Origin of the sequence: Streptomyces sp. NPDC093111, assembly GCF_040683955.1 — a bacterium.
Lineage (GTDB): Bacteria > Actinomycetota > Actinomycetes > Streptomycetales > Streptomycetaceae > Streptomyces.
In genome coordinates, this window is sequence record NZ_JBFBNW010000015.1 from 200690 (window position 1) to 225357 (window position 24668).

The following is a 24668-nucleotide window of genomic DNA, read 5'->3' on the forward strand; positions in this document are numbered from 1 at the left end:
GGGAGGCACGATCGTGGGCAAGAAACAGACCCGGGTCAACAAGGGTGCGCGGACGGGCGGCCACGAGCACCGGACGGCGGCCGTGGAGAAGGAGAGCCCCCGCTCGGCGGCGTCCGAGGCGCCCCGCCCCATCCTCGACACCCCGTCCCACCGCAAGGAACGCAAGTTCGGGCACAACTAACAGGTGCGTGTACACGTCAGGGGCGGAGCGTGGATGATGATCCCCCGTTCACGCTCGTCCCAGGGGGGAACATGCGCACCACCCGTCTCGTCACGGCCTTCGCCGTAGCCCTGCTCGCCGCCGGACTCACCGCCTGCACGGCGTCCCCCGCACCGGACGCGGGCCCCGAGACGCCCACCCCGGGAATCACCGAGCCCCCGCAGGCGGCCAAGGGCTCCATGCCCGACCTCGTCGGCGGCAGCGTCGCCGGCGCGATGGCCCAGCTGTCGGGGTCGATGCTCGTCGAGGACGTCTCCGGCAAGGGACGGACCGTGCCCATGAACGCCGAGGGCTGGAAGATCTGCACCCAGGAGCCCGGACCCGGCGCCGCCCTCGACGGGACCCGGATCCACCTCGGCGCCGTCAAGAAGGACGAGGACTGCTGACATCGCCGCGGCACGCACGCACGGGGCCCGGCACCGCACGGGTGCCGGGCCCCAACGCCGTCGGGCGCCGCTACTCGCCGTCGCCGACCGCGATCTCCTCCGAACGGGGCGCCGGCACCGCGGCCGGCGCCCCGCCGCCCGCGGCCGGGTCCGGACCCACGCCGGCGAGCAGCCGGCGGGCGAGCCCGAGGCCCGTCCCGCCCATGGTCATGGCCTTGGCGAACATGTCCGCCATGCCGTCCGCGCCGTTCAGTAGCACCATCTGATCCACGTTGCCGAACGCCGAGGCGCCCGCCTCCACGATCTCCGGCCACCGCTCGGCCAGTTGCTGCGCGACCACCGCCTCCTGGTTCTCGGCGAGCGCCGCCGCCCGCGCCTTGATCGACTCGGCCTCCGCGAGACCCTTCGCCCGCGTCGCCTCGGCCACCGCCAGGCCCTTCGCGTGCGCCGCCGCGGCCTCCGCCTCACCCGTCACGCGGGTGGCCGTCGCCGTCGCCGCGCTCGCCAGCTCGGTCTCCTTCGCGTCGGCCTCGGCCGCCGAGATCCGCGCGTCGCGCTCGGCCGCGGCCAGCGTCCGCTTCTCGTACGCCTGGGCGTCCGCCGGCTTGCGCACGTCCGTCTGCAACCGCTGCTCCGTACGGTGCGCCTCCAGTTCGGCGACCCGGGTCTCCTGGACCACGACCTCCTGACGCGCCGCCGCGTCGGCCAGCGGACCGGCCTGCCGGGCCTTCGCGGACGCCTGGTCCCGCTCGGCCTGGTAGCCCGCCTGGAGGATCTCGCTGTCCCTGGTCGCCTCCGACATGCGCGCGGCGGCCTGCTGCTCCGCCTCGGTCGCCCGCCGGTTGGCCTCCGCCTGCGCGATGCGCGCGTCCCGCTGGACCGCCGCCGCGTGCGGTGCCGCCAGGTTCTTGATGTACCCGGTCGGGTCCTCGATCTCGTGGATCTGCAGCGAGTCCACGATCAGACCCAGCTTCTCCATCTCCGTGCCACAGGCCGAACGCGCCTGCCCGGTCAGCTTCTCCCGGTCACGGATCATGTCCTCCACCGTCAACCCGCCGACGATGGCGCGGAGATGACCGGCGAAGACGATGTGCACCCGCTCCGACATCAGCTTCTGCTGGTCGAGGAAGCGCCGGGCGGCGTTGGCGATCGACACGAAGTCGTCGCCCACCTTGAAGATGACCACACCCCGCACCTTCAGCGGGATGCCCTGGTGCGTGACGCACTCCACCGAGAGCTGCGTCTCGTTGAGGTCGAGCGAGAGCTTCCGCACCGCCTGGACGCCCGGCAGCACGAGCGTGCCGCGTCCGGTGACGATCCGGAATCCCATGCCCTCGCCGAGCCCCTCCATCTTGTGGTTGGAACCGGAGATGATCAACGCCTCGTTGGGCTCAGCGACGCGCCACATCATTTTGAACAGAGCGATCAGAACGGCCAGCGCGCCGACGACGGCGCCCGCCAGGATCCCGAGGCTCATGGGCAGGTCCCCCTTCACCGGAACCGTGCGGTTCCGGTGAAGGGAGTGTGCTCCCGGCCCATCCGCCGATCAATGGATCGGTCAACCGCCGTACGCGGCTGTGACATAGACGGTGCGCGGCGGTAGATGTTCCACGACCGTCACGACGGTTCCGGTCTCGATCCGCTCCTCGGGCGAGGCCGGATAGGCGAGGAAGTGCTCGGCGCCGCCCCTGATCCGGACGATCACCTCACCGACGAGGCCGGGTCCGACAGTGCCGGTCACCCGGCCGAGCAGTCCCACCATCGAAGCGTCGTCCATGCACAGAAGGTACGTCAGATCCAGCCGTCCAGGGCGGTCATGAACCCGTCGAAGTCGTCCCGCTGGATCGTGTGGCCCGCCCCGGCCACCGTACGGACCCGGAAGCCGCGTTCCTCGAAGACCCGCGCCCGCTCCGGGGAGACCAGCATGCTCGGGTCGGCCAGCATCAGCAGCGAGGGCACCACCGGGTGCCCCGGCGCCAGCTCCTTGCCGGCGAACGGGCTCAGGCCGTGCGCCGAGCGCTCGTCCCAGAGACGTACCGAGTCGAGCTCGATGTCCAGGTCCTCCTCGGCCCAGCGCGGGTTGAACTCCCGCACGTGCTCCCGGGTCAGCGACTTGGCCTGGGTGAACAGCTCGGCCCGGAAGCCGTTCAGGCCCGTCGGCAGGTACCAGGCCGGGTCCACGTACACGGCCCGGCGCGGGGCGAGCCGCTCCACGGCGGTCGCCAGGGTGAGGCCGCCGAGCGAGTGGCCGATCGCCAACTCGGCCCCGGCGGGCAGGGTCTCGACGAGATCGTCGGCGTAGTCCTGCGGGCCGTACCCCGAGGGCCCGTCGGCCCGCGCGCTGGCACCGTGACCGCGCAGGTCGACGGCCACCACCCGATAGCCGCGCTCGGCGAGCGCGGGTCCGACCCGCCGCCAGGTGCGGTGGTCGGCCATGATCCCGTGGACCAGGAGCGCGACGCGCTCGCCGGTCCCCCACGTGGTGGTGTGCAACTGCACGGCGGTGCCTCTCTGCGGGGTGCGCGGGCGGTGTCTAGCGCACGGTACGGATCGGGCGCACGGCGAGTGCGCCGAGCACCGACAGTACGGCGGCGACGAGGAACAGCGCGGTGTATCCGCCACTGAGCGAGACGATCAGCGAGGCGACGAACGGCGCCACGATCTGCGGTCCGGCGTTGGCGACGTTCAGCACGCCCATGTCGCGGGCGGCGTCCTCGGCCTTCGGCAGCACCATCGTCACCAGAGCGGTGTCCACGGCCATGTAGCAGCCGAAGCCGAGGCCGTTCACGACGGAGAACGCGAGCATCGCGGTCCAGCTCGCCGAGACGGCCGGGATCACCAGGGCGACGGCGGCCAGCGCGGCGGAGGCGCCCACGAAGAGCTTGCGCCGGTCGTAGCGGTCGGAGAGCCAGCCGCCGAGCACCGTGGAGACCACCATGGCGACCGAGTTGAGCGGCATCAGGATGGCCACGGCCTCCTCGGCGCTCAGCCCGGCCGGCAGGTCCGTGTGGTCCTTGAGGATGTACAGCTGGAAGCCGGCGACGGCGAAGTAGCCGAGGACGAGCAGCGCCCGGCCGATGAACGCCCAGCGGAAGTCGTGGTCCTTCAGCGCGCTGCCGAACGCCGCCATCTGTTGCCTGAACGGCAGCGGCGCCTTGGCCGGCATGCGCTCCTCGCGGGCGCAGGAGGTGAACAGGACGGCGGTCACGGCGACGATCGCGCCGAACACCAGGTAGCCGGTCCGGTAGTTCTCCGAGAAGGCGGCGCCGACCAGCGCGCCGATGGTGGATCCGATCGGCAGACCGAGACCGACGGCGGCCGACGCCTTGCCGCGCGAGGCGAGCGGCACGCGGTCGGGCACCACGGAGGTGAGGGCGGCCTGGTAGATGTTCATCACGGCCTGGCCGAGACACCAGGCGATCATGACCAGCAGGATCGTGTGCACGCTGCCGAGCAGCAGCATCACCGGCACGGCGAGCAGCCCGCCCGCGAGGATCCACGGATTGCGGCGCCCCGAACGGTCGGAGAGCGCGCCCGCCACCGGATTGAAGATCGTCGCGAAGATCGCGGAGACACCGGAGACCAGTCCGAAGTTGGCCACCTTCGACGCCGGGTCGATGTCCTCGATCTGGAGCGCCAGGAGCATGCCGGGGACGCCGATGTAGAGCGCGTACATCGCGGTGTTGCCGGCCAGCAGAAGGGAGAGCAGCCCGCGTGTGGGCCGGGGGGTGCCGGGGGAGGCGGCGCCTGCGGTGCCGGTGTCCGGCGAGGTTCCGGGGGAGGAAAGGGCCACGATGCCCTCCTGAGGTGAAGACGCCCGTGCGGGGGCGGGAGCGGAAGGGGGAGAAGGGGTGCACGCTGGTGGTTACACGTGTCAGTGGCGCGTGTAACCCCTGTGTAGCACTCGAATCCGGCCATCCGCCAGACCTGAGTCCGGATCGTTCTGGAAAGATGCCGAAGCGATGAGCCAGTCACCCAAGCAGTCCGCCGGACGCACCGTCCCCACCAGCGCCGATGTCGCGCGGCTGGCGGGCGTCTCCCGGGCCACCGTCAGCTATGTCCTGAACAACACCGCGGCCGTACGGATCAGCGAGCCCACCCGCCGCAAGGTCCGCGAGGCGGCCGAGGAACTCGGCTACGTCCCGCACGCCGCCGCCCGCAGCCTGCGGGCCGGGCACAGCCGGATGGTCCTGCTGCCCACCGCCCACGTGCCGATCGGCCCGCTCTACAGCCGCTTCTTCAACGAGCTCCAGTGGGCACTGCGCCGCCTCGACTACACCGTGGTCCAGTACGGCAGCGTGGGGCTCGACCCGGACGAGGCCGCCCGCGCCTGGGCCGAGCTGCGCCCGGTCGCCGTCGTCTCGCTCGGCGAGGTGGACCTCACCCCGCAGGGCGTCGAGCTGCTCAAGCGCTCCGGCGCCAAGGCCGTGATCACCGTGGGCCCGCAGCCGGTCGAGGGCGCCCACGCGCTCGTCATGGACCAGTCGCAGGTCGGCCGGGCGGCCGGTACCCACCTCGTCGAGCGCGGCTGCCGGACCATCGGCGTCGTGATGCCCGAGGAGCCGGGCCTGGAGATGTTCTCCGTGCCGCGCTTCGAGGGCGTACGGCGGGTGGCGGAGGCGGCGGGCGCCGAGCTCGTGCGCCTGCCGCTGCGCTTCGAGGAGGAACCCGCCGCCGCCCTCGCCGCCCGCTGGCGCGAGCTGCGCCTTGACGGGGTGTTCGCCTACAACGACGAGTACGCCATGCTGCTCGCGCGCGCCCTCCAGGACGCCGGGATCGCGATCCCCGAGGAGACCGCCGTGATCGGCTCGGACGACCTGGTCCTCGGCCGGCTGCTACGCCCCCGCCTGAGCACCGTCCACATCGACATGGTGCTGGGCCGCGAGCTCGCCGAGCTGGTCGACCGGGTGGTCCGCGACCCGGAGTCGACGCCGGGGCAGCAGGAGATGCTGGCGGCCCGGGTGGTGCGGCGGGAGTCGAGCTGACGGGTGGGGGCGGGCTGCCGGTGGGCTCCGGCCGGGCTCCCGCCGGATTCCGGCGGCTCCCCGGCAGCTCCTTGTGGAGTCCCGCCGGACTCCCGCCGGACTCCGGCCGGACCCAAGCGGCTCCCTGGCAGCTCCGGCTGGGCTCCGACGCCTCCCTGTGGACTCCCGCCGGGCTCCGACGCCTCCCCGTGGACTCCCGCCGGGGCTCCGGCGGCGCCGCGCGGCCGGGCGGCTTAGCGTCGGTCCATGAGCACTCACCCGAAGCGTTTCGAGATCCTGCTGGTGTCCGCGCACGTCGAGGACCGCGGCGGCGCCTCCGTGGAGGACAGCGCCGTCCGCTCGGCGGTCGTCGAGGCGACCGGGCGCACCGGGGGCACGGGCTACCCGATCTACGAGGGTCACGGCCTGGTCGCGGACATCGACCCCGAGACGCGCACGGTGGAGGCGCTGCTGGTCGACGGGAGGGAGCTCGACTACGGCCTGACGGCGTTGATCAGGGGGCCGGGTACGGCCTGAGGGGGCGTTGACAGGAGCCGCGGACGGGCGGAGACTCGGGCCCGCGGGAACGAAGAAAACTTCACTGGGCGAACGCCAGGTGGTTCCCCGCACCGTTGCCCGTACGCGAAGGTCACGTGGGAGAGAAACCGATGAGCATCCGCGACGTCTACATCGTCGACGCCGTCCGCACCCCGATCGGCAAGTTCGGCGGCGCCCTCTCCTCCGTCCGCCCGGACGACCTCGCCGCCCACGTCGTCAAGGCGCTCGTGGACCGCACCCCGGACCTGGACCCGGCCCGTATCGACGATGTCTACTTCGGCGACGCCAACGGCGCGGGCGAGGACAACCGCGACGTGGCCCGGATGGCCGTGCTGCTCGCCGGACTGCCCACCTCGGTGCCCGGCGTGACCGTCAACCGGCTCTGCGGCTCCGGACTGGAGGCCGTCATCCAGGCCGCCCGGGCCGTCGCCCTCGGCGACGCCTCCGTCGCCGTCGCGGGCGGCGTCGAGTCGATGTCGCGCGCCCCCTGGGTGCTGCAGAAGCCCGAGCGCGCCTTCCCGGCCGGCCACCAGCAGCTGCACTCCACGACCCTCGGCTGGCGCATGACCAACCCGAGGATGCCCGCCGAGTGGACCGTCGCCCTGGGCGAGGGCGCCGAACTCGTCGCCGACAAGCACGCCCTCAGCCGCGAGGCCCAGGACGCCTTCGCGCTCGCCAGCCACCAGAAGGCGGCCGAGGCATGGGCCAAGGGTCTGTACGACGGCGAGGTCGTCCCGTACCCGGGCACCGAGCTCGTACGGGACGAGTGCATCCGCGACAACACGTCCCTGGAGGCGCTGGCCCGGCTCAAGCCCTCCTTCCGCCCCGAGGGCGGCACCGTCACCGCGGGCAACGCCTCCCCGCTCAACGACGGGGCCGCCGCCCTGCTCCTCGTCGACGAGGAGGGGCTGCGCGCGACCGGCCGTGAACCGCTCGCCCGGATCCGCGCCTCCGCCGTCACCGGCATCGAGCCGCAGCTCTTCGGGCTCGGCCCCGTGGAGGCCGTGCGCAAGGCGCTCGGCAAGGCGGGCCGTGGCTTCGGGGACCTCACCACCTTCGAGCTGAACGAGGCCTTCGCCGCCCAGTCCCTCGGCTGCCTGGCCGAATGGCCGGAACTCGACCCCGCCGTGGTCAACCCGCGCGGCGGCGCCATCGCCATCGGCCACCCGCTGGGCGCCTCCGGCGCGCGCCTCGCCGGCGCCGTCGCCCACCAGCTCGCCGCGGCCGGCTCCGGCACCGGCCTGGCCGCGCTGTGCATCGGCGTCGGACAGGGCCTCGCGCTCGTCCTGGAGCGCTGACCCTCCCGCACACGGCACACGGCACACGGCACGCGAAACACGGCACGCGAAAGCCCCCCGCATACAGGGAACGCGAAAGCCCTTCGGCAAGGCATACGAAAGGGGTGGCCCGGAGACTCCGGACCACCCCTTCACCGCGCGCGGATCACTGACCCTGCTGCGCCTGCGCCTCCGCGATGGACTTGCGCACCTCGTCCATGTCCAGACCGCGGGCCTGGCCGATGACGTCCTCCAGGGCGGCCTCCGGCAGCGCGCCGGGCTGCGCGAACACCGCGACCTTGTCACGGACGATCATCAGCGTCGGGATCGAGCGGATCTCGAACGCCGCCGCGAGCTCCTGCTGCGCCTCGGTGTCCACCTTCGCGAACACGAGGTCCTCGTGGCGCTGCGAGGCGGCCTCGAAGATCGGACCGAACTGACGGCAGGGGCCGCACCAGGAAGCCCAGAAGTCGATGAGAACGAACTCGTTCTCGCTCACGATCTGGTCGAAGTTGTCCTTGGTGAGCTCGACAGTGCTCATGCTTCCTACCTCTCCGGGGCCGGCGTCCTTGGCGCGCCTTCCTCACGGTCCCCTCGGGACCCGCCCCGCACAACGGCGTATCGAGCCGCGCTATTCCGCGCACCTGCCCGGCAGACTGTGTGTCATGACACGAACGGCGCGGAACGAGCACGAGTACGAGTACGACGTGGTGGTCCTGGGAGCGGGGCCGGTCGGCGAGAACGTGGTGGACCGGGTGCGCGCCGCCGGGCTGAGCGCCGCGGTCGTCGAGGCCGAACTGGTCGGCGGCGAATGCTCGTACTGGGCCTGCATGCCCAGCAAGGCGCTGCTCAGGCCGGCGATCGCCCGCTCGGAGGCGCGCAAGGTGCCCGGCCTGCGCGGTCACGCCTACGGCCCGCTCGACGCCCGGGACGTCCTCGCCCACCGGGACGCCGTCGTCGGGGACTGGAAGGACGACGGGCAGGTGGCGTGGGTGGAGTCCACCGGCGCCCGGCTCTTCCGGGGCCACGGCCGGCTCGCCGGGCCCCGCCGGGTCGTGGTGGAGGGCCCCGAGGGAGACCGGCACGCGCTCGTCGCGCGGCACGCCGTCGCGGTGTGCACCGGCAGCCGCGCCGTCCTGCCCGAGCTGCCCGGACTCCACGGGGCGGGACCCTGGACGAGCCGCGAGGCGACCAGCTCCTCGCAGGTCCCCGGTCGGCTCGTGGTCGTCGGCGGCGGCGTGGTCGGCGTGGAGATGGCGACGGCCTGGCAGGCCCTCGGCTCGCGCGTGACCCTGCTGGTACGGGGCGGGGGAGTGCTGCCGCGGATGGAGCCCTTCGTCGGCGAGCACGTCCTCACCGCCCTCGCCGAACGCGGCGCGGACGTCCGCACGGGCGTCACCGTCGCCGCGGTCGTACGGGACGGGCGCACCGGTCCGGTCAGCGTCGTCCTGGAGGGCGGCGACCGGGTCGAGGGCGACGAGGTGCTGTTCGCGACCGGGCGCCGGCCGCGGACCGAGGACATCGGCCTGGAGACGGTCGGACTGGAGCCGGGGGCCTGGCTCCCGGTCGACGACAGCCTGCGGGTGCCGGGCCACGACTGGCTGTACGCCGTGGGGGACGTCAACCACCGCGCGCTGCTGACCCATCAGGGCAAGTACCAGGCGCGGATCGCGGGCGCGGCGATCGCGGCCCGGGCGGCCGGGACCGGCACCCCGGACACCGGCGCCTGGGGCCCGCACGCCGCGACCGCCGATCACGCGGCCGTCCCCCAGGTGGTGTTCACCGACCCCGAGGCGGCCTCCGTCGGCCTCACCCTCGCCGCGGCCGAGGCGGCCGGACACCGGGCGCGCGCCGTCGACGTCGACATGGCGTCGGTCGCCGGTGCCGGTCTGTACGCCCCGGGGTACCGGGGGCACGCCCGTCTGGTCGTCGACCTGGACCGCGAGACGGTCCTCGGCGCCAGCTTCGTCGGCCCCGGCATCGGCGAACTCCTCCACTCGGCCACCGTCGCCGTCACCGGCGCGGTCCCGATCGGGCGCCTCTGGCACGCCGTACCCGCCTACCCGACCCTCAGCGAGATCTGGCTGAGGCTCCTGGAGGCCTACCGGGACGGGGCGGACACGCCGTGAGCGGCGGGGAGCGCGTCAACGAGTACGACGCCTCCTGCGCCGACTGCGGCCTGCCGGTCCCCGCGGGCGGCGGGGTGCTGCGGCACGGGGCCGGCGGATGGGAGGTCTTCCACCCGGCACACGCCCCGCAGCCGGGGCCGCCCCCGCGCGGGACCCATACAGGGTGGCACCGGCGACGGCTGCTCGCCCTGGACATCGGATCCACCGGCCATCGGCCGGGTGTCGACCGGATCCGATCGGCGGCGCTGCGGGGCAGCGACGGGACGGCGCACGACTGGATCCTGGATATTGGATCCGATATCCAGGATCCAGCCGACGCCTTCCCGGATGCCCTCCCCGCTCCCGACGCCGCCCCCGCTCCCGCCATCGCGCCCGCCCCGTCCTCCCTCCCCGGCGCCGTCCCCCCAGGCCCCGCCCTGGAAGAGCTCGCCACCCTCCTCGCCGCCCACCTGGCCACCGGGGAACTGCTCGTCGTCTGGTTCGCCCCGTACGTCCTGGGCACGCTGCACGCCGAACTCCTCCGTCACGGCCTGCCCCCGCTCGCCGAGCGGCTGCCCGCCGGGGTGGCGCCCGTGTGCGATCCGCTGGTCCTCGACCGGCACGCCGACCGCTACCGTCCCGGGAGCCGTTCGCTGCGGGCGGTCGCCGAGTGGTACGGCGTCCCGCACACCGCTCCGGGCGACCCGGCCTCGGACGCCGGGGCGAGCCTGCTCGTGGCCCAGGCCGTCGCGGCCTGTCATCCGCCGCTGGCCCGGCTCTCCCGGCCGGCCCTGCACACCGACCAGATCATCTGGTACGCCGAGCAGACGAGCCGTCATGCCGACGCGCCGGCCTGGCCGTTCACCCCGGTCGAGCCGCTGCCCTGGGAGCCCGCGCCCGAGGGCTGAGCTCAGGCGGGCGGGATCAGCAGCGCGACCGCGGCCCTGGCGGCGTCCAGGGCGGGCCGGGAGTCCCGTACCGACTCCTGGCCGAGGACCACGCGGGTGCTCAACCCGTCGAGCAGGGCGAGGAGTTCGGAGGCGCGGGCGGGCGCGTCCAGCGGCGCGAAGCAGGACCGTTCGACGCCCTTGACGAGCAGCGCCTCCAGGTCCTCCTGCCAGCCCCGGTCCAGTTCGCGCTGGGCCTCGCCCAGTTCGGGGTTGGCCGGGGTGCGGGCCCACAGCTCGATCCACAGCGTCCAGCGCGGGTCGCGCGGCCCGAGCGGCAGGTAGAGCCGCAGGAAGAGGTCGAGCCGGCGCGGCACCGGGATCCGGCGGGCGAGCAGGAGCCGTCGCTCCTCGGCCAGGGCGGCCTCGCTCCAGCGCACCGCTGCGAGCAGGAGCAGGTCCTTGCTGCCGAAGTAGTACAGGATGTGGCCGCCGCTGGTGCCGAGGCGTTCGGCCAGCGCGGACATCGTGAGCGCGGCCAGCCCGTCCTCGGCGATGGCGGTCATGGCCTCCTCCAGCATCCGCTCCCGCGTGATGCTGCCGTCCCGCCGCCGTCCCGCCCGCACTGCGCCTGCCACCGCTCCCGGTCCCCGTTTCCGCTCGCTCGTCCTCGTGCCCGTCGGGCACCTGCCCGCCGGATCGACCCTAACCGTTTTCCGCCGGGGTCTTGACGTGGCCGGAACCCATCGCACATCTTGAATGCCGTTCAAAGAGTTAGAACGCCATTCAAGAAGCGGTGTCCGTGACCGGACCCGACAGGACACGACAGGAGCGCGCTGTGCCCGGACACGAGACGCCGCCCGTGACAGCGGGCCGGGACGAGGTGTTCCAGGTCGAAGGACACGGCATCGACCCGATCCCCGACACCGAACGCCACGGCGGGGCCAAGGACCTCTTCTGGCTCTGGTTCGGCTCGAACCTCACCTTCACCTACGTCATCAACGGCGCCCTCGCCGTCGCCTTCGGCCTCTCCTTCTGGCAGGCCACCGTCGTCGTCGTGCTCGGCGGCCTCTCCTTCTTCGCCATCAGCGCCGCCGGCCTCAGCGGGGTCCGCACCGGCACCGCCACCCTCGTCATCTCCCGCGCCGCCTTCGGCGTCCGGGGCAACTGGCCCGCCGGACTCCTCAACTGGGTCGTCAGCATCGGCTACACGATCGTCAACACCGTCGTCGGCACCCTCGCCCTCGAAGCCTTCCTGGCGGACCTCGGCTGGAGCGGCGGCCCGTTCCCGCGCGCCCTCGCGCTGGCCGTCACCCTCGCCCTGACCTTCGCCGTCGCCCTGTGGGGCCACGCGACCATCCAGTGGGCCGAGCGCTGGATGGCCTACGTCCTCGCCGTCGGCTTCGCCGTCCTCATCGCCCTGATCCTGCCCGGCGCCGACACCACCGCCCCCGCCGCCGGACCCGGCGCCTCCGGCTGGAGCCTCGCCCTCGTCGTCATGTTCGCGGGCCCCTTCTCGTACGTCCCGATGCCCGCCGACTACACCCGCTACCTGCCGCGCACCACCTCCCTCAAGGCGCTCACCTGGAGCGGCGGTCTCGGCGGCCTGCTCTCGTCCGTGGCGCTCGGCGTCGCGGGCGTCGCCGCCGCGACCCAGGCCGACCTGACCGACGCGGTCGCCGGCACGGAGGGGCTGCTGCCCGGCTGGTTCCAGCCGGTCTTCCTCGCCCTCGTCCTCGGCGGCTCCGTCACCAACTCGATCATCACGCTCTACTCGTCCAGCCTGAACCTCCAGGTCCTCGGCATCCCCTGGAGCCGCGCCCGCGCCATCCTCGTCAGCGCCGGCGTCACCGCCGCGGGCTCGCTCGGCGCGCTGTTCCTCGTCGACTTCACCACCTCGCTGCTCTCCTTCCTCTCCCTCCTGATCATCGTGTTCGCCCCCTGGGGCGGCGTCTTCCTCGCCGACATGGTGCTGCGCCGCTGCACGTACGACGCCGAGGCCCTGCACCTCGCGGGCGACGGCCCCTACCGGTACCGGGCCGGCTGGCACCCGGCCGGTCTGGTGGCGCTCCTCGCCGGAATGCTGTTCGCCGCCCTCACCTGCGACTCCGAACTGTGGACCGGCCCCCTCGTCGCCCCGCTGGGCGGCGCCGACCTCACCCTCCTCGGCTCGGGCGTCTCGGCGCTCGTGTACGTCGTCCTGGCCCGCCGCACCGTGCGGCCCCTCGCGGCCTGACCCGGCCGCCCGCCCCGAGCCCCGCGCGAACCACCCCGTCCCTCCAGAGAACGAAGACCCGAATGAACCGCCCCGCCCCCGCCGATCTCCTCCTCACCCGGGCCCGCGTCCACACCGTCGACCCCGCGCTGCCCGAGGCCCAGGCCCTCGCCGTCCGGGACGGCCGCATCGTCTGGGTCGGCACCGACGCCGAGGCCGAGGTCTGGGCCGGACCGCGCACCCGCGTCCTCGACGCGGGCGGCCGGCTCGTCCTGCCCGGCTTCGTCGACGCCCACAACCACGTGCGCCTCGGCTCCGACGAGGCCTGCGTCCAGCTGGCCGGCGCCCGTGACCTGGACGCCGTGCACGCCCGTATCCGCGCCTGGCACGCGGCGCACCCCGACGCGTCCTGGATCGAGGCCGAGGCGTTCGACTACTCCGCGATCCCCGACGGACGGATGCCCACCGCGGCCGACCTGGACCCCGCGACCGGCGACACCCCCGCGCTGGTCCTCAGCTACGACGTCCACACGGCCTGGCTCAACACCGCCGCCCTGCGCCGACTCGGCGTCCGCGCGGGCCGCACCGAGCTGCCCTTCGGCACCGCCGTCACCGACCCGGCGACCGGCGAACCCACCGGATTCGTCAAGGACTTCGCCGTCAAGGGCCTCTCCCGCGACGGACACCGCGCCCTGCGCGAGCTCGGGGTCCCGTGGGCCTCGCCCGACCGGCAGTACGGGCGCCTCGCCAAGAGCCTGGACGACGCCGCCCGTTACGGCATCACCACCGTCGTCGAACCGCAGAACTCCCTCGACGACCTCGCCCTCTTCCAGCGCGCCCGCGCCGAGGGCCGGCTCCGGTCCCGGATCGTCGCCGCGCTCTTCCACCCGCGCGGCACCACCGAGGCGGAGCTCGACGCGTTCGCGGCGGCGGCCGAGGAGTTCGCCGACGACCGGCTGCGCGTCGGGCCGCTGAAGCTGTACATCGACGACGTCGTCGAGCCCCGTACGGCCGCCCTCCTCGAACCGTACGCGGGCTGCGGACACCACCGGGGCGACACCTTCTACCCGCCCGAGGAGTTCGCCGAGCTCCTCACGCGCCTCGACGCGCGCGGCTTCCAGTGCTTCGTGCACGCCACCGGCGACCGGGGCATCCGTACCGTGCTCGACGCCGTCGAGCGGGCCCGCGCGGTCAACGGGCCCCGCGACGCCCGCCACCAGATCGTGCACGTCGAATGCCTCGACCCCGCCGACACCCCGCGCTTCGCCGCCCTCGGCGTCACCGCCTGCATGCAGCCCCGGCACGCGGCCCCCGACATCGCGGGCCCCGGCCAGGACTGGGCCGAGAACGTCGGCCCCGAGCGCTGGCACAAGGCCTGGCCGCTGCGCAGCCTGCACCGCGCGGGCGCGCTGCTCGCCCTGTCCAGCGACTGGAACGTCGCCGAGATGGACCCCATGATCGGCATCCACGCCGCCGTCACCCGCCGCCCGCCCGGCGGCGGCGAGGCCTGGACCGCGGGCGAGACGATCGACGTCACCACCGCCGTCGAGGGCTACACGATGGGCTCGGCCCGCGCCAACTTCCTGGAGCACGAGCGCGGTTCGCTGACCGTCGGCAAGCTGGCCGACTTCGTCGTCCTGTCCCGGGACATCCTCCGCGTCGGCCCCGACGCCATCCCCGGAACGGTCGCGGAGACGGTCGTCGTGGGCGGCGAGATCGTGCACACCGTCAGCCGGGCCGCAGAAGGGTGTTGAGCCGGGCCGCCTGCCGGGTCAGGTGCTCCCGTTCGGCGAGGTCGGCGGCCCGATGGGCCGCCTCCTCGTACCGGCGCGCCGCCGTCGTGAGGTCGCCGGCGCGCTCGTGGAGGTACGCCGCCACCGCGGCGTACCGGGGGAGCGAGGAGTCCAGCTCCGCGAGGGCCGCGAGCCCGGCGCGCGGACCGTCGGCCTCGCCCACGGCGACCGCGCGGTTGAGCCGGACGACCGGGCTGTCGGTGAGGCGGGCCAGTTCGTCGTACCACTCGACGATCTGCGCCCAGTCGGTCTCCCCGGCGGTCGGCGCGTCCGCGTGGAGCGCCGCGACGGCGGCCTGCGCCTGGAACTCGCCCAGCCGGTCGCGGGCGAGCGCCGCCTGCAGGATGCCGACGCCCTCGGCGATCAGCGCGGTGTCCCACCGGCCGCGGTCCTGCTCGGCGAGCGGCACCAGACCGCCCTCGGGCGTCGTCCGGGCCGCCCGCCGGGCGTGGTGCAGCAGCATGAGCGCGAGCAGCCCGGCCACCTCCGGGTGGTCGATCCGGGCGGCGAGCTGCCGGGTGAGCCGGATGGCCTCGGCGGACAGGTCGACATCGCCGGAGTAGCCCTCGTTGAAGACCAGATAGAGGACGCGCAGCACCGTCGCGACGTCGCCCGGCCGGTCCAGGCGCACGCCGGAGACGGTGCGCTTGGCCCGGCTGATGCGCTGCGCCATCGTCGCCTCCGGCACCAGATACGCCGCGGCGATCTGGCGGGTGGTGAGCCCGCCGACGGCCCGCAGCGTCAGTGCCACCGCCGACGCCGGGGTCAGCGACGGATGGGCGCACAGGAAGTAGAGCCGCAGCGTGTCGTCGACCTCGGGCGCCGGGCCCGGCGCCGGTTCCTCGGCGGCCAGGTCCTCGCGCCGGCGCCGGGCGGCGTCGGCGCGGCTCGCGTCGAGGAACTTGCGCCAGGCCACGGTGATCAGCCAGCCCTTCGGGTCCCTCGGCCGGTCGGCCGCCGACCCGGCCCGGAGCGCCTCGACCAGTGCTTCCTGGACGGCGTCCTCGGCCGCCGCGAAGTCGGCTCCGCGGCGGACGAGGACACCGATGACGCCCGGGGTGAGGCTCCTGAGCAGGACCTCGTCCACGGGGGAGCTCACTCCGTGACGGCGGGCGGCGCGGTGAGGAACGGGCGCACCTCCAGCCACTCGTGGATCGGCTCGCCGCCCGCCCCGGGGGCGGCGGACAGCTCACCCGCCAGCTCGACGGCCCGCTGGTAATCGGCCACGTCGATGATCATCCAGCCGGCGATGAGGTCCTTCGTCTCCGCGAACGGCCCGTCGGTGACCGGCGGACGGCCCTCGCCGTCGTAGCGGACCCAGGCGCCCTCGGGGGCGAGCGCCTGGCCGTCGACGAACTCGCCCGTCCCCTCCAGCCGCGCCGCGAAGTCGTGCATGTACCGCATGTGGGCGGTGATCTCGTCCGGGGTCCAGCGGGCCATCGGGACGTCGTTGACGGCGGCCGGGGCGCCTCGGTAGTGCTTCAGCAGCAGGTACTTGGCCATGATGTCTCTCCTCGGTCTCCCGCGGCCCCTGGTGGCCGCGTTCACGCCTGGGACGGAGCCGGACGGGCGATCTCGACATCGTCGCCGATTTTCCTTCCGCTTTTTCCGCGACGAGGACCGGGTGCGCGGCGGAAGGGTGTGCGAAACGGAATGGCGTGCTCGTATTTCAAGATCGTAAAGTCGCCGCCATGACCGAGAAGAAGAGCTCCGAGTCCGCCCTCGCCCCCTTCCCGCCCGTCCTGACCCGGCACGCCGAGGCCGAGACCTGCGCCGACCCGAGCAGCGTCATGACCCTCCTCGCCGACTCGCACCAGACGGCCGACGGCTTCACCAGCTACCGCTCCACCTTCGCCAAGGGGGCCGTGGGCGCGCCCGCGCACTTCCACACCAAGGCCACCGAGCTGTTCTTCGTCATCAGCGGCTCCCTCCAGGTCCTCGTCGACGAGGAGATCACCGTCCTGGGCGCCGGCGACTTCCTCGCCGTCCCCCCGCACACCCCGCACGCCTTCGCCGCCGCGCCGGGCTGCGAGGCGGACGTCCTGTTCGTCTTCACCCCGGGCATGGGCCGCTTCGACTACCTGCGCCTCCTCGGCCGGGTCATGCGGGGCGAGGCCGACTTCCAGGAGATCGCCGACTCGGCCGAGCAGTACGACAACCACTACGTCGACAGCCCGGTCTGGCGCGCCGCGCTGGAGGCATCGGCCTGACCCGCAGCACCGGGCGCCGCCCTGGAGGCTCGGCCTGATCCGCGGCACGGTGCACCGCCCCCTCGCCTGACCCCCCGTCACACCCGGTACGCCCGCGCCCCGGCCGGGCGGACCGCCACCAGGACGCGGCCGGACCACCCGACCAGGTGAAGTGGGCCGAGTCCGCCACGCCGTGGCTTCCGCGTCCGGCAGGCTCGCCCCACCATGGCTCCATCAGGGCCACGGCGGGCCACGCGCACCGGCCCCGCCGCCGCTGCGCGCATGTGAAGGTGGACGCGATGACCGGCAGACGCAGGGTGCTCGCCAGGATGCTGACGATGTGTCTGGTCCTGGGCGCGGGAGGGTGGTCGGGGACCGGCGCGGCCGGCGCGGCCGGCACACCGCCCGCGCCGGCCCCCGCCGCGCGCGCCGCCGCCGACCAGACCACCGTGTCGCACGACGACTTCCGCACCGGCTGGGACCAGGACGAACCCGGACTCGCCCCCGAGCAGGTGTCCAGCTCCGACTTCGGCCAGCAGTTCTCGACCGCCGTCGACGGCCAGGTCTACGCCCAGCCCCTCGTCGTCGGCGACACCCTCGTCGTCGCCACCGAGAACAACAAGCTCTACGGACTCGACGCCGCCTCCGGAACCGTCCGGTGGACCCGCGGCCTCGGCGCCGCCTGGCCCGCCTCCGCCATCAGCTGCGGCGACCTGGTCCCGAACATCGGGGTCACCTCGACCCCCGTCTACGACCCCGCGAGCAACGCCCTCTACCTCACCTCCAAGGTGAACGACGGGGCCGACGACCAGCACCCCAACTGGTACGTGCACGCCGTCGACCCCGCCACCGGCGCCGAGCGCAGCGGCTGGCCGGTCAAGGTCGCCGGCTCGCCGACCAACGACCCGGGGCGCGCGTTCAACCCGTACACCGCCGCCCAGCGCCCCGGGCTGCTCCTCATGGGCGGCTCCGTCTACGCGGCCTTCGCCTCGCACTGCGACCACGGCCCGTACGTCGGCTACGTCCTCGGCGTCGACACCTCGACCCGCAGGACGACCCTGTGGGCCAGCGAGGACTCCTCCGCCAACGGCATGGCGGGCATCTGGATGAGCGGCGGCGGCCTCGTCTCCGACGGGCCCGGCCGGATCATCCTCACCACCGGCAACGGCGTGACCCCCGCCCCCGGCCCCGGCAGCATGCCGCCCGGGCAGCTGTCGGAATCCGTCGTCCGGCTCGGCGTCAACAGCGACGGCACCCTGTCCGCGCAGGACTTCTTCAGCCCCTCCAACGCCAACCAGCTCGACCTCAACGACACCGACCTGGGCTCCGGCGGCCCGGTCGCCCTCCCCGGCACCCCCTTCGGCACCAGCGCCCACCCCCGGCTGCTCGCGCAGATCGGCAAGGACGGCCGGCTCTTCCTCCTCGACCGCGACGACCTCGGCGGGCGCTCCCAGGGCCCCGGCGGCACCGACAAGGTCCTCGGCACCTTCGGACCGTACGAGGGCGTCTGGGGACACCCGGGGGTGTACGGCGGGCAGGGCGGCTACGTCTACACGATCGGCGCCCGAGGGCCGCTGCGCGCCTTCGCGTACGGCCTCACCGGCGCCGGTCAGCCCGCGCTCACCAACACCGGGAGCAGCACGGAGACCTTCGGCTACACCTCCGGCTCGCCCGTGATCACCTCCACCGGCACCAACCCCGGCTCCGCGCTCGTCTGGGCGATCCACGCGGACGGCACCAACGGCGCCAACGGGCGGCTGCGCGCGTACGACGCCGTCCCCGTGAACGGCACCCTGAAGCTGCGCTGGTCCGCGCCGATCGGCACCGCCGCCAAGTTCACCGTGCCCGCCACCGACGGCGGCCGGATCTACGTCGGCACCCGCGACGGACACGTCCTCGCCTTCGGCCGCCCCGCCAACACCGCGCTCACCGCCGCCCCCGTCGACTTCGGCCAGGTCGCCGTCGGATCCACCGGCGGCGCGACCGCGACGGTCACCGCCACCCGCGACGTGACCGTCAGCGCCGTCACCACCCCGGCCGGCGGCGCCTTCACCGCGAGCCCCACCGGACTGCCCCGCACCCTGCACAACGGCGACACCTACTCCGTACCGGTGTCCTTCGCGCCCACCGCGCCGGGACCGGACAGCTCGGTCCTCACCTTCGCCACCGACCTCGGCGACAGCGCCCTCGGCCTCAGCGGCTACGGCACCCGGCCCGGCCTGGTCGCCGCCCCGACGACGCTCGACTTCGGCACCGTGGCCACCACCACCGCGAAGTCCCTCGGCGTCACCTTCACCAACACCGGCACCCAGCCCGAGACGGTCACCGCCACCGCCGCGCCCGGCGCCCCCTACGGCAGCACCGGCCTGCCGGCCGACGGCACGGTCGTCCAGCCCCAGCAGTCGGTCTCCGTCCAGGTCTCCTACGCCCCCACCACCACCGGCACCGACACCGGCACCCTCTCCGTGACCGGGCAGAACGGCACCGCGACCGTGGACCTGACGGGCAGTGCCGTCACCGGCGAGGCCCGCCTGACCGTCACCCCCACCTCCACCGACTTCGGCACGGTGAAGGTCGGCCAGTCCGTCACCAAGACCTTCGACATCAGCAACACCGGCAACATCCCGCTCACCATCACCAAGGCCAAGCCGCCCGCCGCCCCCTTCCAGGTCTCCAACCCCCTCAGCGAGGGCCAGGTCCTCGGCCCCGAGGACGTCGTCCACCAGGCCGTCACCTTCTCGCCGACCTCCCTCGGCACCGTCCAGGCCGTCTACGCGCTCACCTCCGACGACGGACACGGCGCGCTGAACGAGAACCTCACCGGCACCGGAGCCGCCGGCACCGGCGTCACCGTCCCCGGGCCCAACGCCGGCGGCTGGAAGCTCAACGGCAACGCCCTGATCTCCGGCGGCGACCTCCAGCTCACCCAGGCCACCCCCGGACAGCGCGGCACCGCCGTCTGGCCCGTGCCCGTGCTCACCGACGGCCTCAAGGCCACCTTCACCACCGTCATCGGCGGCGGCGACGGCGCCGACGGACTCTCCTTCGCCCTCCTCGACCCCGCCAGGACCACCCCGAGCGCCCTCGGCGCGGGAGGAGGCGGACTCGGCTACTCCGGCCTGCCGGGCACGGCCGTCACCTTCGACACCTACGACAACGGTACGAACGACCCCTCGGCCAACTTCGTCGGCATCGCCACCTCGGGCAGCGGCGACGCCCTCACCTACGCCTCGACCACCACGAGCGTGCCCAACCTGCGCGCCGGCGGCCACACCGTGGACGTCGCCGTCACCGGACGCACCCTCACCGTCTCCGTCGACGGCACCCAACGGCTCAGCACCAGCGTGGCCTCGCTGCCGCCCACCGCCTTCCTCGCCTTCACCGGATCCACCGGCGGCAGGACCGACATCCACGCCGTCCGCCGGGCCACCATCACCGCCACCGCGTACGCGGTACCGCCGCCCGGCCCCAACGGCTGGACGTACAACAGCAGCGCCAAGCTGTCCGGCACCACCCTCGAACTGACCCCCGTCCAGACCTACCAGCGCGGCTCCGCGATCCAGGCCACCGCCGTCCCCTCGGCCCAGCTCAAGGCCCGGTTCACCGCCACCGTCGGCGGCGGCACCGGCGCCGACGGACTCGCGCTGCTCCTGCTCGACGCGAGCCGGGCCACCCCCAAGGCACTGGCCGTCAACAGCGGCGGCAGCCTCGGCTTCGCCGGACTGCCGGGCGTCGCCGTCACCCTCGACACCTTCGACAACGGCGCCGGCGACCCCTCGGCGAACTTCGTCGCGGTCGCCACCGGCGGCAGCGGCACCACCCTCACCTACGCGGCCACCGCGACCAACGTCCCCGACCTGCGCACCGGCAGCCACACCGTCGACGCCGTCGTCACCGCCACCGGCCACCTCCAGGTGAGCGTCGACGGCACCCGGGTCATCGACGTGGCGGTGACGCTCCCGAAGAACGTCCTCGTCGGCTTCAGCGGCACCACCGGCGGCCGCACCGACCGGCACGCCGTCACCGGCGTGCGGATCGGCTACTGACCGGGGAACGCGCGCCTGCTCCCCGCCCGGACGGCGACGGCCCTCAGTGGCCGTCGCCGCCCGACGTCACCGCCATTCGGCGGGTGAACGACCGCCCGCCGTCCACCGACTCGTACACCCCGTCCTGGGTGGCCGCGAGGAGCCGGCGCGCGTCCACGGCGGTCAGCGCCTGCGGCGCACCGCCCGGCACGGTGGACACCCGGCTCCAGGTGGCTCCGGCGTCCGCGCTGCGCAGCAGCACCCCTTCGGGGTCGACGCCGAACAGCGCGTCCGGGGCGCCCCACGACACGTACGCGACGAGCTGCCCGGACAACGGCCGTCCGAAGGTGCGCCCGTCGTCGGTGCTGCGGACCACGCCCCGCTCGGTCGTGGCGAGCACCGTGCCCGGGGTGGCGGGGGCGACGGCGATGTCCAGGGCGCCCAGCGCGGCGCGGTCCTCCCAGGCGACCCCGTCACGGCTGACCCGCAGCCGCCCGTTGGTGCTGTCGTAGCCGTAGACGGTCGCGTCGGCGGAGGTGTCCAGGGAGTGGAAGTCGACCTCCCCGGCCAGCGACCTGGTGGTCCAGGACGTGCCCTTGTCGGTGGAGGAGATCAGGCCGAGGTTCGACGGGCCGTCCGTGCCGGGCGCCGGGTGCCCGCTGGCGAGGAAGGCGCCCTGCGGGGTCACCGTGAACCCCATGAAGTCGTCCTTCCGGTCACCGACCAGGGCGGGCCGCCCGTCGGCGCCGGGCGTGTAGACGCCCTCGTGGGTGGCGACGTACAGCTTCCCGCCGGCGGTGCCGACGCCGTGGATGTGGCTGAGCGCCGTGGCGGCGCCGGAGCCCGCCTTCGAGCCGGGCGCTTCGTCGGAGCCGCAGGCCGTCAGGGCGAGGGCGAGCGCCGTGGTGAGCGCGGCGGCGAGGGCGGCGCGGTGCTTCTTCATGTGTGTGGTCCCAGGGGTACGGGGGAGGGGCGGCCCGCACGGGGGTGCGGGCCGCCTGGGGAAGGGCAGGGGTGGGTTGGATCCAGGGTGTGGATCCAGGATTTTGGATCCGGGAATGTGGATCCGGACATGTGGCTCCGGGATCCGGGATTTTGGATCCAACCCGGTTGAGCCGACCGTCAGAGCCGTTCGAGGATCTTCTTCAGCTGGGCGATCTCGGCCGCCTGGGTCCGGACCACGTCGTCGGCCACCTTCTTGGCCGCCGCGTCGCTGCCGTTCCTCTGCTCGGTCTTCGCCATCTCCACCGCACCCTCGTGGTGGGCGATCATGAGCTCGGCGAACTTGCGGTCGAAGGCCTTGCCCTTCGTGGCGGCGAGGGCCGTCATGTCCGCGTCGGACATCATCCCGGCCATCGCGTGGCCGCCGCCCATGCTCTCGGGCTTGCCCCAGGTCTTGAGCCAGCCCTTCATCTTCTGGATCTCCGGGTCCTGGGCCTTCTCGATCTCGCCGACCAGCTTCTTGATCTCGGCGTCCTCGGCGCGCCCGTCGGCCAGTTCGGCCATCTTCAGGGCCTGCTCGTGGTGCGGGATCATCATCTGCGCGAACATCACGTCCGCGTCGTTGAAGGCCCCGGCCGACGCGGACGCCGAAGCCGACGCGGGGGCGGAGGTCTTCCCGCCGTGGTCCATGCCGCCCATGGCGTCGCCGGATCCGGAGCCGGAACCCGAGCAGGCGGCGAGCAGCAGTCCGGCCGCCGCGACGGCACCGGTCATCGCCAGCTTGCGGGTCGTACGGGTCGTACGCGTCGAACGGGTCTTGGGGTTGATGAAGGCACGCATGTGTGTCACACCTCGTGTGTGCTGTCGTTCGTTCGTGGAAGGACCGATCACGTCTGCGGGCAGCGCGAGGCGCCCGCGGTGGCGATACGGCCTAGATCCGCAGGATCGACAGCTGGGCGAGGTCGGGTGGGCGCGGCGGGGCGTTCGGGCCGAGGAAGGGCAGCAGCCGCGACAGGAACGTAGCGATCCCGTCCGCGCGGCGGCCGAGGGCGGCCCTGAGGAGGGCGGCGAGCAGCCAGACACCGAGGACGGCCACGCAGAGCGTGGTCATGTCCATCCCCATGCCGGAACCGTGGGTGGAGCCGTGGGTGGCGTCGTCGTACGTGGAGCCGTCCATGGACTCGTACGTGGACATCCCCAGGGAGCCGCCCCCGTGGTGCTGCTGTGCGGCGACGGAACCAGGCGGCGCGGACATAGTCCTGGCAGTCCCGTCGTTCCCCGAGGAACCCTCCGGGTGTCCGACCGAGTGCATCACGAAGACGCCGAGCGCGAGCACGACGACGAGCAGCAGGTGCGCCAGGGCACCTCCCGCTCGTGTGGCGCTGCGTCCCGCCCGTCCCACGTGCACGTCTTCTACCTCCTGCCCCGACGATACCGAACGCGGCGTGGATACCCCGCACGGGTACCCGGCGTGTCCAGGACCTGATCGACCGCCGGGAACGGACGGAGGCCGACGACGCCCCTCTGTTCAAGGGCGCCGCCGGCCTCCGGTTCACGGCATGAGCGCGGCGGGGGCGCGGCCGGTCACTCCGGCAGCTCACCCGCCATCGCCGCGGCCAGCCGCAGATGCGGCGCGGCCTCCGCCGCCTTGCCCTGCCGCTCCAGCGTGCGGCCGAGCATCAGCCGGGCGTAGTGCTCGACCGGGTCGCGCTCCAGGACGGTCCGGAGCTCCTCCGCGGCGCGGGAGAGCTGGGCGGAGTGGTAGTACGCACGGGCGAGCAGCAGTCGCTGGGCCGTCTGGTCCGGGTGCTCGGCGACCAGACCGCGCAGGATGCGTACGGCCGTCAGGTACTCCTTGGCCTCGAAGAACAGCTGCGCGCGGTCCCACCGCTCGCCCGCGGTCCCGAACTCGTAGTACGTCTCCTCGCTCACTGCTCCTGCTCTCTCCTGTCGGTGGAAATCCCGGGGTGGATGTCCCTGTGCCCCTGCAACACCGCCGCGTGGTTGAACATTCCACCAATATTGCGGCGCGGGTCCACGCCGTACCGAGGACCTACGGACCTCCGACAGGAATAGGTTGAACGCCATGAGCAATCTTGATCGCCAGGCCGCCCTCCAGGTCTGCGGCGGACGCGGATTCGTCGTCGCCGAGCCGGTACGGGAACTCCTCAGCCCCCGCCACGTCCAGCTCGGCGAATCGACCGAGGTGCGCCGCCTGCTCCCCAACCTCGGCCGCCGCATGGTCGGCGCCTGGGCCTTCGTCGACCACTACGGCCCCGACGACATCGCCGACGAACCCGGCATGCAGGTCCCGCCCCACCCGCACATGGGGCTGCAGACCGTCAGCTGGCTGCACGAGGGCGAGGTCCTGCACCGCGACTCGACCGGCAGCCTGCAGGCCATCGGGCCGCGCGAACTGGGCCTGATGACCTCCGGCCGGGCGATCTCGCACTCCGAGGAGAGCCCCCGCCGGCACGCCCGCTACCTGCACGGCGCACAGCTCTGGGTCGCCCTCCCGGACGCCCACCGGCACGTCGAACCCCACTTCCAGCACCACGCCGAGCTCCCGCACGTCACGGCCCCCGGCCTCACCGCCACCGTGATCCTCGGCGAACTCGCCGGAGCCGTCTCCCCGGGCACCGCGTACACCCCCCTCACCGGCGCCGACCTGGCCCTCACCGCCGGCGCCGAGCTCCGCCTCCCCCTGGAGCCGGACTTCGAGTACGCGGTCCTCGCCATGTCCGGCGAGGCCCACGTCGACGGCGTCCCCGTCCTCCCCGGCTCCATGCTCTACCTCGGCTGCGGCCGCAACGAGCTCCCCCTGCGCGCCGCGTCCGACGCGGGCCTCATGCTCCTGGGCGGCGAGCCCTTCGAGGAGGAGATCGTCATGTGGTGGAACTTCGTCGGCCGCACCGACGAGGAGATCCGCCAGGCCCGCGAGGACTGGATGAGCACCGGCCGCTTCGGCGAGGTCAAGGGCTACGACGGCGACCGACTGGACGCGCCGGAGCTACCGGCGACCCAGCTGAAGGCGCGGGGAAGAGTGCGCTGACCAGGCTTCTCTCTTCATCGTCGGTTCAAGGTCGGTTCCGGCCGGCCGGCCG

24 protein-coding genes are annotated in these 24668 nt (G+C 73.5%); 12 read left to right on the plus strand and 12 right to left on the minus strand.

Translation table 11 applies throughout. The annotated features are described in order from the left end of the window. Positions 1-13 precede the first annotated feature (13 nt). Both AB0Q96_RS26650 and AB0Q96_RS26655 read left to right on the plus strand, forming a co-directional pair. The gene (locus AB0Q96_RS26650; RefSeq protein ID WP_365329685.1) at positions 14-181 is read left to right on the plus strand and encodes a hypothetical protein; all 168 of its coding nucleotides are present in this window, start codon (positions 14-16) and stop codon (positions 179-181) included. A gap of 71 nt (positions 182-252) precedes the next feature. Then, complete coding sequence (locus AB0Q96_RS26655) at positions 253-606, plus strand: hypothetical protein (RefSeq protein WP_365329687.1); 354 nt, start codon at positions 253-255, stop codon at positions 604-606. Between the two features lie 70 nt (positions 607-676). Here AB0Q96_RS26655 and AB0Q96_RS26660 read toward each other — a convergent pair whose 3' ends face one another. The 4 genes from AB0Q96_RS26660 to AB0Q96_RS26675 form a co-directional block, all read right to left on the minus strand. Continuing rightward, on the minus strand, positions 677-2083 hold the full coding sequence (locus tag AB0Q96_RS26660) for an SPFH domain-containing protein (RefSeq protein ID WP_365329688.1): 1407 nt from the start codon (positions 2081-2083) through the stop codon (positions 677-679). Positions 2084-2164: 81 nt separating this feature from the next. Beyond that, positions 2165-2383 (minus strand): hypothetical protein, encoded by a 219-nt coding sequence (locus AB0Q96_RS26665; protein ID WP_365329690.1) that lies wholly within the window; start codon positions 2381-2383, stop codon positions 2165-2167. A gap of 14 nt (positions 2384-2397) precedes the next feature. Continuing rightward, positions 2398-3105, minus strand: coding sequence for an alpha/beta fold hydrolase (locus AB0Q96_RS26670; RefSeq protein ID WP_365329692.1), 708 nt, complete (start codon positions 3103-3105; stop codon positions 2398-2400). Between the two features lie 34 nt (positions 3106-3139). After that, the gene (locus AB0Q96_RS26675) at positions 3140-4399 is read right to left on the minus strand and encodes an MFS transporter (protein ID WP_365329694.1); all 1260 of its coding nucleotides are present in this window, start codon (positions 4397-4399) and stop codon (positions 3140-3142) included. 169 nt (positions 4400-4568) lie between these two features. Between AB0Q96_RS26675 and AB0Q96_RS26680 the strand changes: the two genes are divergently transcribed. From AB0Q96_RS26680 to AB0Q96_RS26690, 3 genes are all read left to right on the plus strand, one after another. Continuing rightward, positions 4569-5591 (plus strand): LacI family DNA-binding transcriptional regulator, encoded by a 1023-nt coding sequence (locus AB0Q96_RS26680; protein WP_365329696.1) that lies wholly within the window; start codon positions 4569-4571, stop codon positions 5589-5591. A 246-nt stretch (positions 5592-5837) separates the two neighbouring features. Continuing rightward, complete coding sequence (locus AB0Q96_RS26685; RefSeq protein ID WP_365329697.1) at positions 5838-6107, plus strand: hypothetical protein; 270 nt, start codon at positions 5838-5840, stop codon at positions 6105-6107. Positions 6108-6238: 131 nt separating this feature from the next. Then, a complete protein-coding gene (locus AB0Q96_RS26690) occupies positions 6239-7426 on the plus strand; it encodes a thiolase family protein (RefSeq protein ID WP_365329699.1) in 1188 nt (395 codons plus the stop codon). Positions 7427-7571: 145 nt separating this feature from the next. Here AB0Q96_RS26690 and trxA read toward each other — a convergent pair whose 3' ends face one another. Then, on the minus strand, positions 7572-7946 hold the full coding sequence (gene trxA / locus AB0Q96_RS26695) for a thioredoxin (protein ID WP_365329701.1): 375 nt from the start codon (positions 7944-7946) through the stop codon (positions 7572-7574). A gap of 124 nt (positions 7947-8070) precedes the next feature. On the opposite strand from trxA, the gene AB0Q96_RS26700 reads away from it, so the two are divergent. Together AB0Q96_RS26700 and AB0Q96_RS26705 are read left to right on the plus strand one after the other, a co-directional pair. Next, the gene (locus tag AB0Q96_RS26700) at positions 8071-9534 is read left to right on the plus strand and encodes an NAD(P)/FAD-dependent oxidoreductase (protein WP_365329703.1); all 1464 of its coding nucleotides are present in this window, start codon (positions 8071-8073) and stop codon (positions 9532-9534) included. Further along, the gene (locus AB0Q96_RS26705; RefSeq protein WP_365329705.1) at positions 9531-10421 is read left to right on the plus strand and encodes a hypothetical protein; all 891 of its coding nucleotides are present in this window, start codon (positions 9531-9533) and stop codon (positions 10419-10421) included. Before AB0Q96_RS26700 ends, AB0Q96_RS26705 begins: the two co-directional genes overlap by 4 nt. A gap of 2 nt (positions 10422-10423) precedes the next feature. Here the strand turns inward: AB0Q96_RS26705 and AB0Q96_RS26710 are convergent, their stop codons facing one another. Further along, entirely contained in the window at positions 10424-11038 is a 615-nt protein-coding gene (locus tag AB0Q96_RS26710; RefSeq protein WP_365329707.1) for a TetR/AcrR family transcriptional regulator, read from the minus strand. A gap of 200 nt (positions 11039-11238) precedes the next feature. Here AB0Q96_RS26710 and AB0Q96_RS26715 point away from each other — a divergent pair, with 200 nt between their 5' ends. Both AB0Q96_RS26715 and AB0Q96_RS26720 read left to right on the plus strand, forming a co-directional pair. Continuing rightward, positions 11239-12636 carry a cytosine permease gene (locus AB0Q96_RS26715; protein ID WP_365329709.1) on the plus strand — a complete coding sequence of 466 codons (1398 nt, stop codon included), beginning with the start codon at positions 11239-11241 and terminating at the stop codon, positions 12634-12636. Between the two features lie 62 nt (positions 12637-12698). Further along, complete coding sequence (locus tag AB0Q96_RS26720; RefSeq protein ID WP_365329711.1) at positions 12699-14369, plus strand: amidohydrolase; 1671 nt, start codon at positions 12699-12701, stop codon at positions 14367-14369. Here AB0Q96_RS26720 and AB0Q96_RS26725 read toward each other — a convergent pair. Continuing rightward, on the minus strand, positions 14344-15495 hold the full coding sequence (locus tag AB0Q96_RS26725) for a DUF6596 domain-containing protein (RefSeq protein WP_365329831.1): 1152 nt from the start codon (positions 15493-15495) through the stop codon (positions 14344-14346). The genes AB0Q96_RS26720 and AB0Q96_RS26725 overlap by 26 nt on opposite strands. A gap of 8 nt (positions 15496-15503) precedes the next feature. Then, a complete protein-coding gene (locus AB0Q96_RS26730) occupies positions 15504-15911 on the minus strand; it encodes a YciI family protein (RefSeq protein WP_365329712.1) in 408 nt (135 codons plus the stop codon). Positions 15912-16099: 188 nt separating this feature from the next. On the opposite strand from AB0Q96_RS26730, the gene AB0Q96_RS26735 reads away from it, so the two are divergent. Together AB0Q96_RS26735 and AB0Q96_RS26740 are read left to right on the plus strand one after the other, a co-directional pair. After that, entirely contained in the window at positions 16100-16618 is a 519-nt protein-coding gene (locus tag AB0Q96_RS26735) for a cupin domain-containing protein (RefSeq protein WP_365329714.1), read from the plus strand. Positions 16619-16896: 278 nt separating this feature from the next. Further along, entirely contained in the window at positions 16897-20643 is a 3747-nt protein-coding gene (locus AB0Q96_RS26740) for a choice-of-anchor D domain-containing protein (protein ID WP_365329715.1), read from the plus strand. Positions 20644-20686: 43 nt separating this feature from the next. Here AB0Q96_RS26740 and AB0Q96_RS26745 read toward each other — a convergent pair whose 3' ends face one another. The 4 genes from AB0Q96_RS26745 to AB0Q96_RS26760 form a co-directional block, all read right to left on the minus strand. Next, positions 20687-21565 (minus strand): F510_1955 family glycosylhydrolase, encoded by an 879-nt coding sequence (locus AB0Q96_RS26745; RefSeq protein ID WP_365329717.1) that lies wholly within the window; start codon positions 21563-21565, stop codon positions 20687-20689. A gap of 179 nt (positions 21566-21744) precedes the next feature. After that, positions 21745-22404 (minus strand): DUF305 domain-containing protein, encoded by a 660-nt coding sequence (locus AB0Q96_RS26750; RefSeq protein WP_365329719.1) that lies wholly within the window; start codon positions 22402-22404, stop codon positions 21745-21747. A 91-nt stretch (positions 22405-22495) separates the two neighbouring features. Beyond that, positions 22496-22972 carry a DUF6153 family protein gene (locus AB0Q96_RS26755; protein WP_365329721.1) on the minus strand — a complete coding sequence of 159 codons (477 nt, stop codon included), beginning with the start codon at positions 22970-22972 and terminating at the stop codon, positions 22496-22498. A 176-nt stretch (positions 22973-23148) separates the two neighbouring features. Beyond that, the gene (locus AB0Q96_RS26760) at positions 23149-23496 is read right to left on the minus strand and encodes a tetratricopeptide repeat protein (RefSeq protein ID WP_365329723.1); all 348 of its coding nucleotides are present in this window, start codon (positions 23494-23496) and stop codon (positions 23149-23151) included. 154 nt (positions 23497-23650) lie between these two features. Between AB0Q96_RS26760 and AB0Q96_RS26765 the strand changes: the two genes are divergently transcribed. Further along, positions 23651-24616: a pirin family protein gene (locus tag AB0Q96_RS26765; RefSeq protein WP_365329725.1), complete on the plus strand. Its 966-nt coding sequence runs from the start codon at positions 23651-23653 to the stop codon at positions 24614-24616. Positions 24617-24668: the final 52 nt, after the last annotated feature.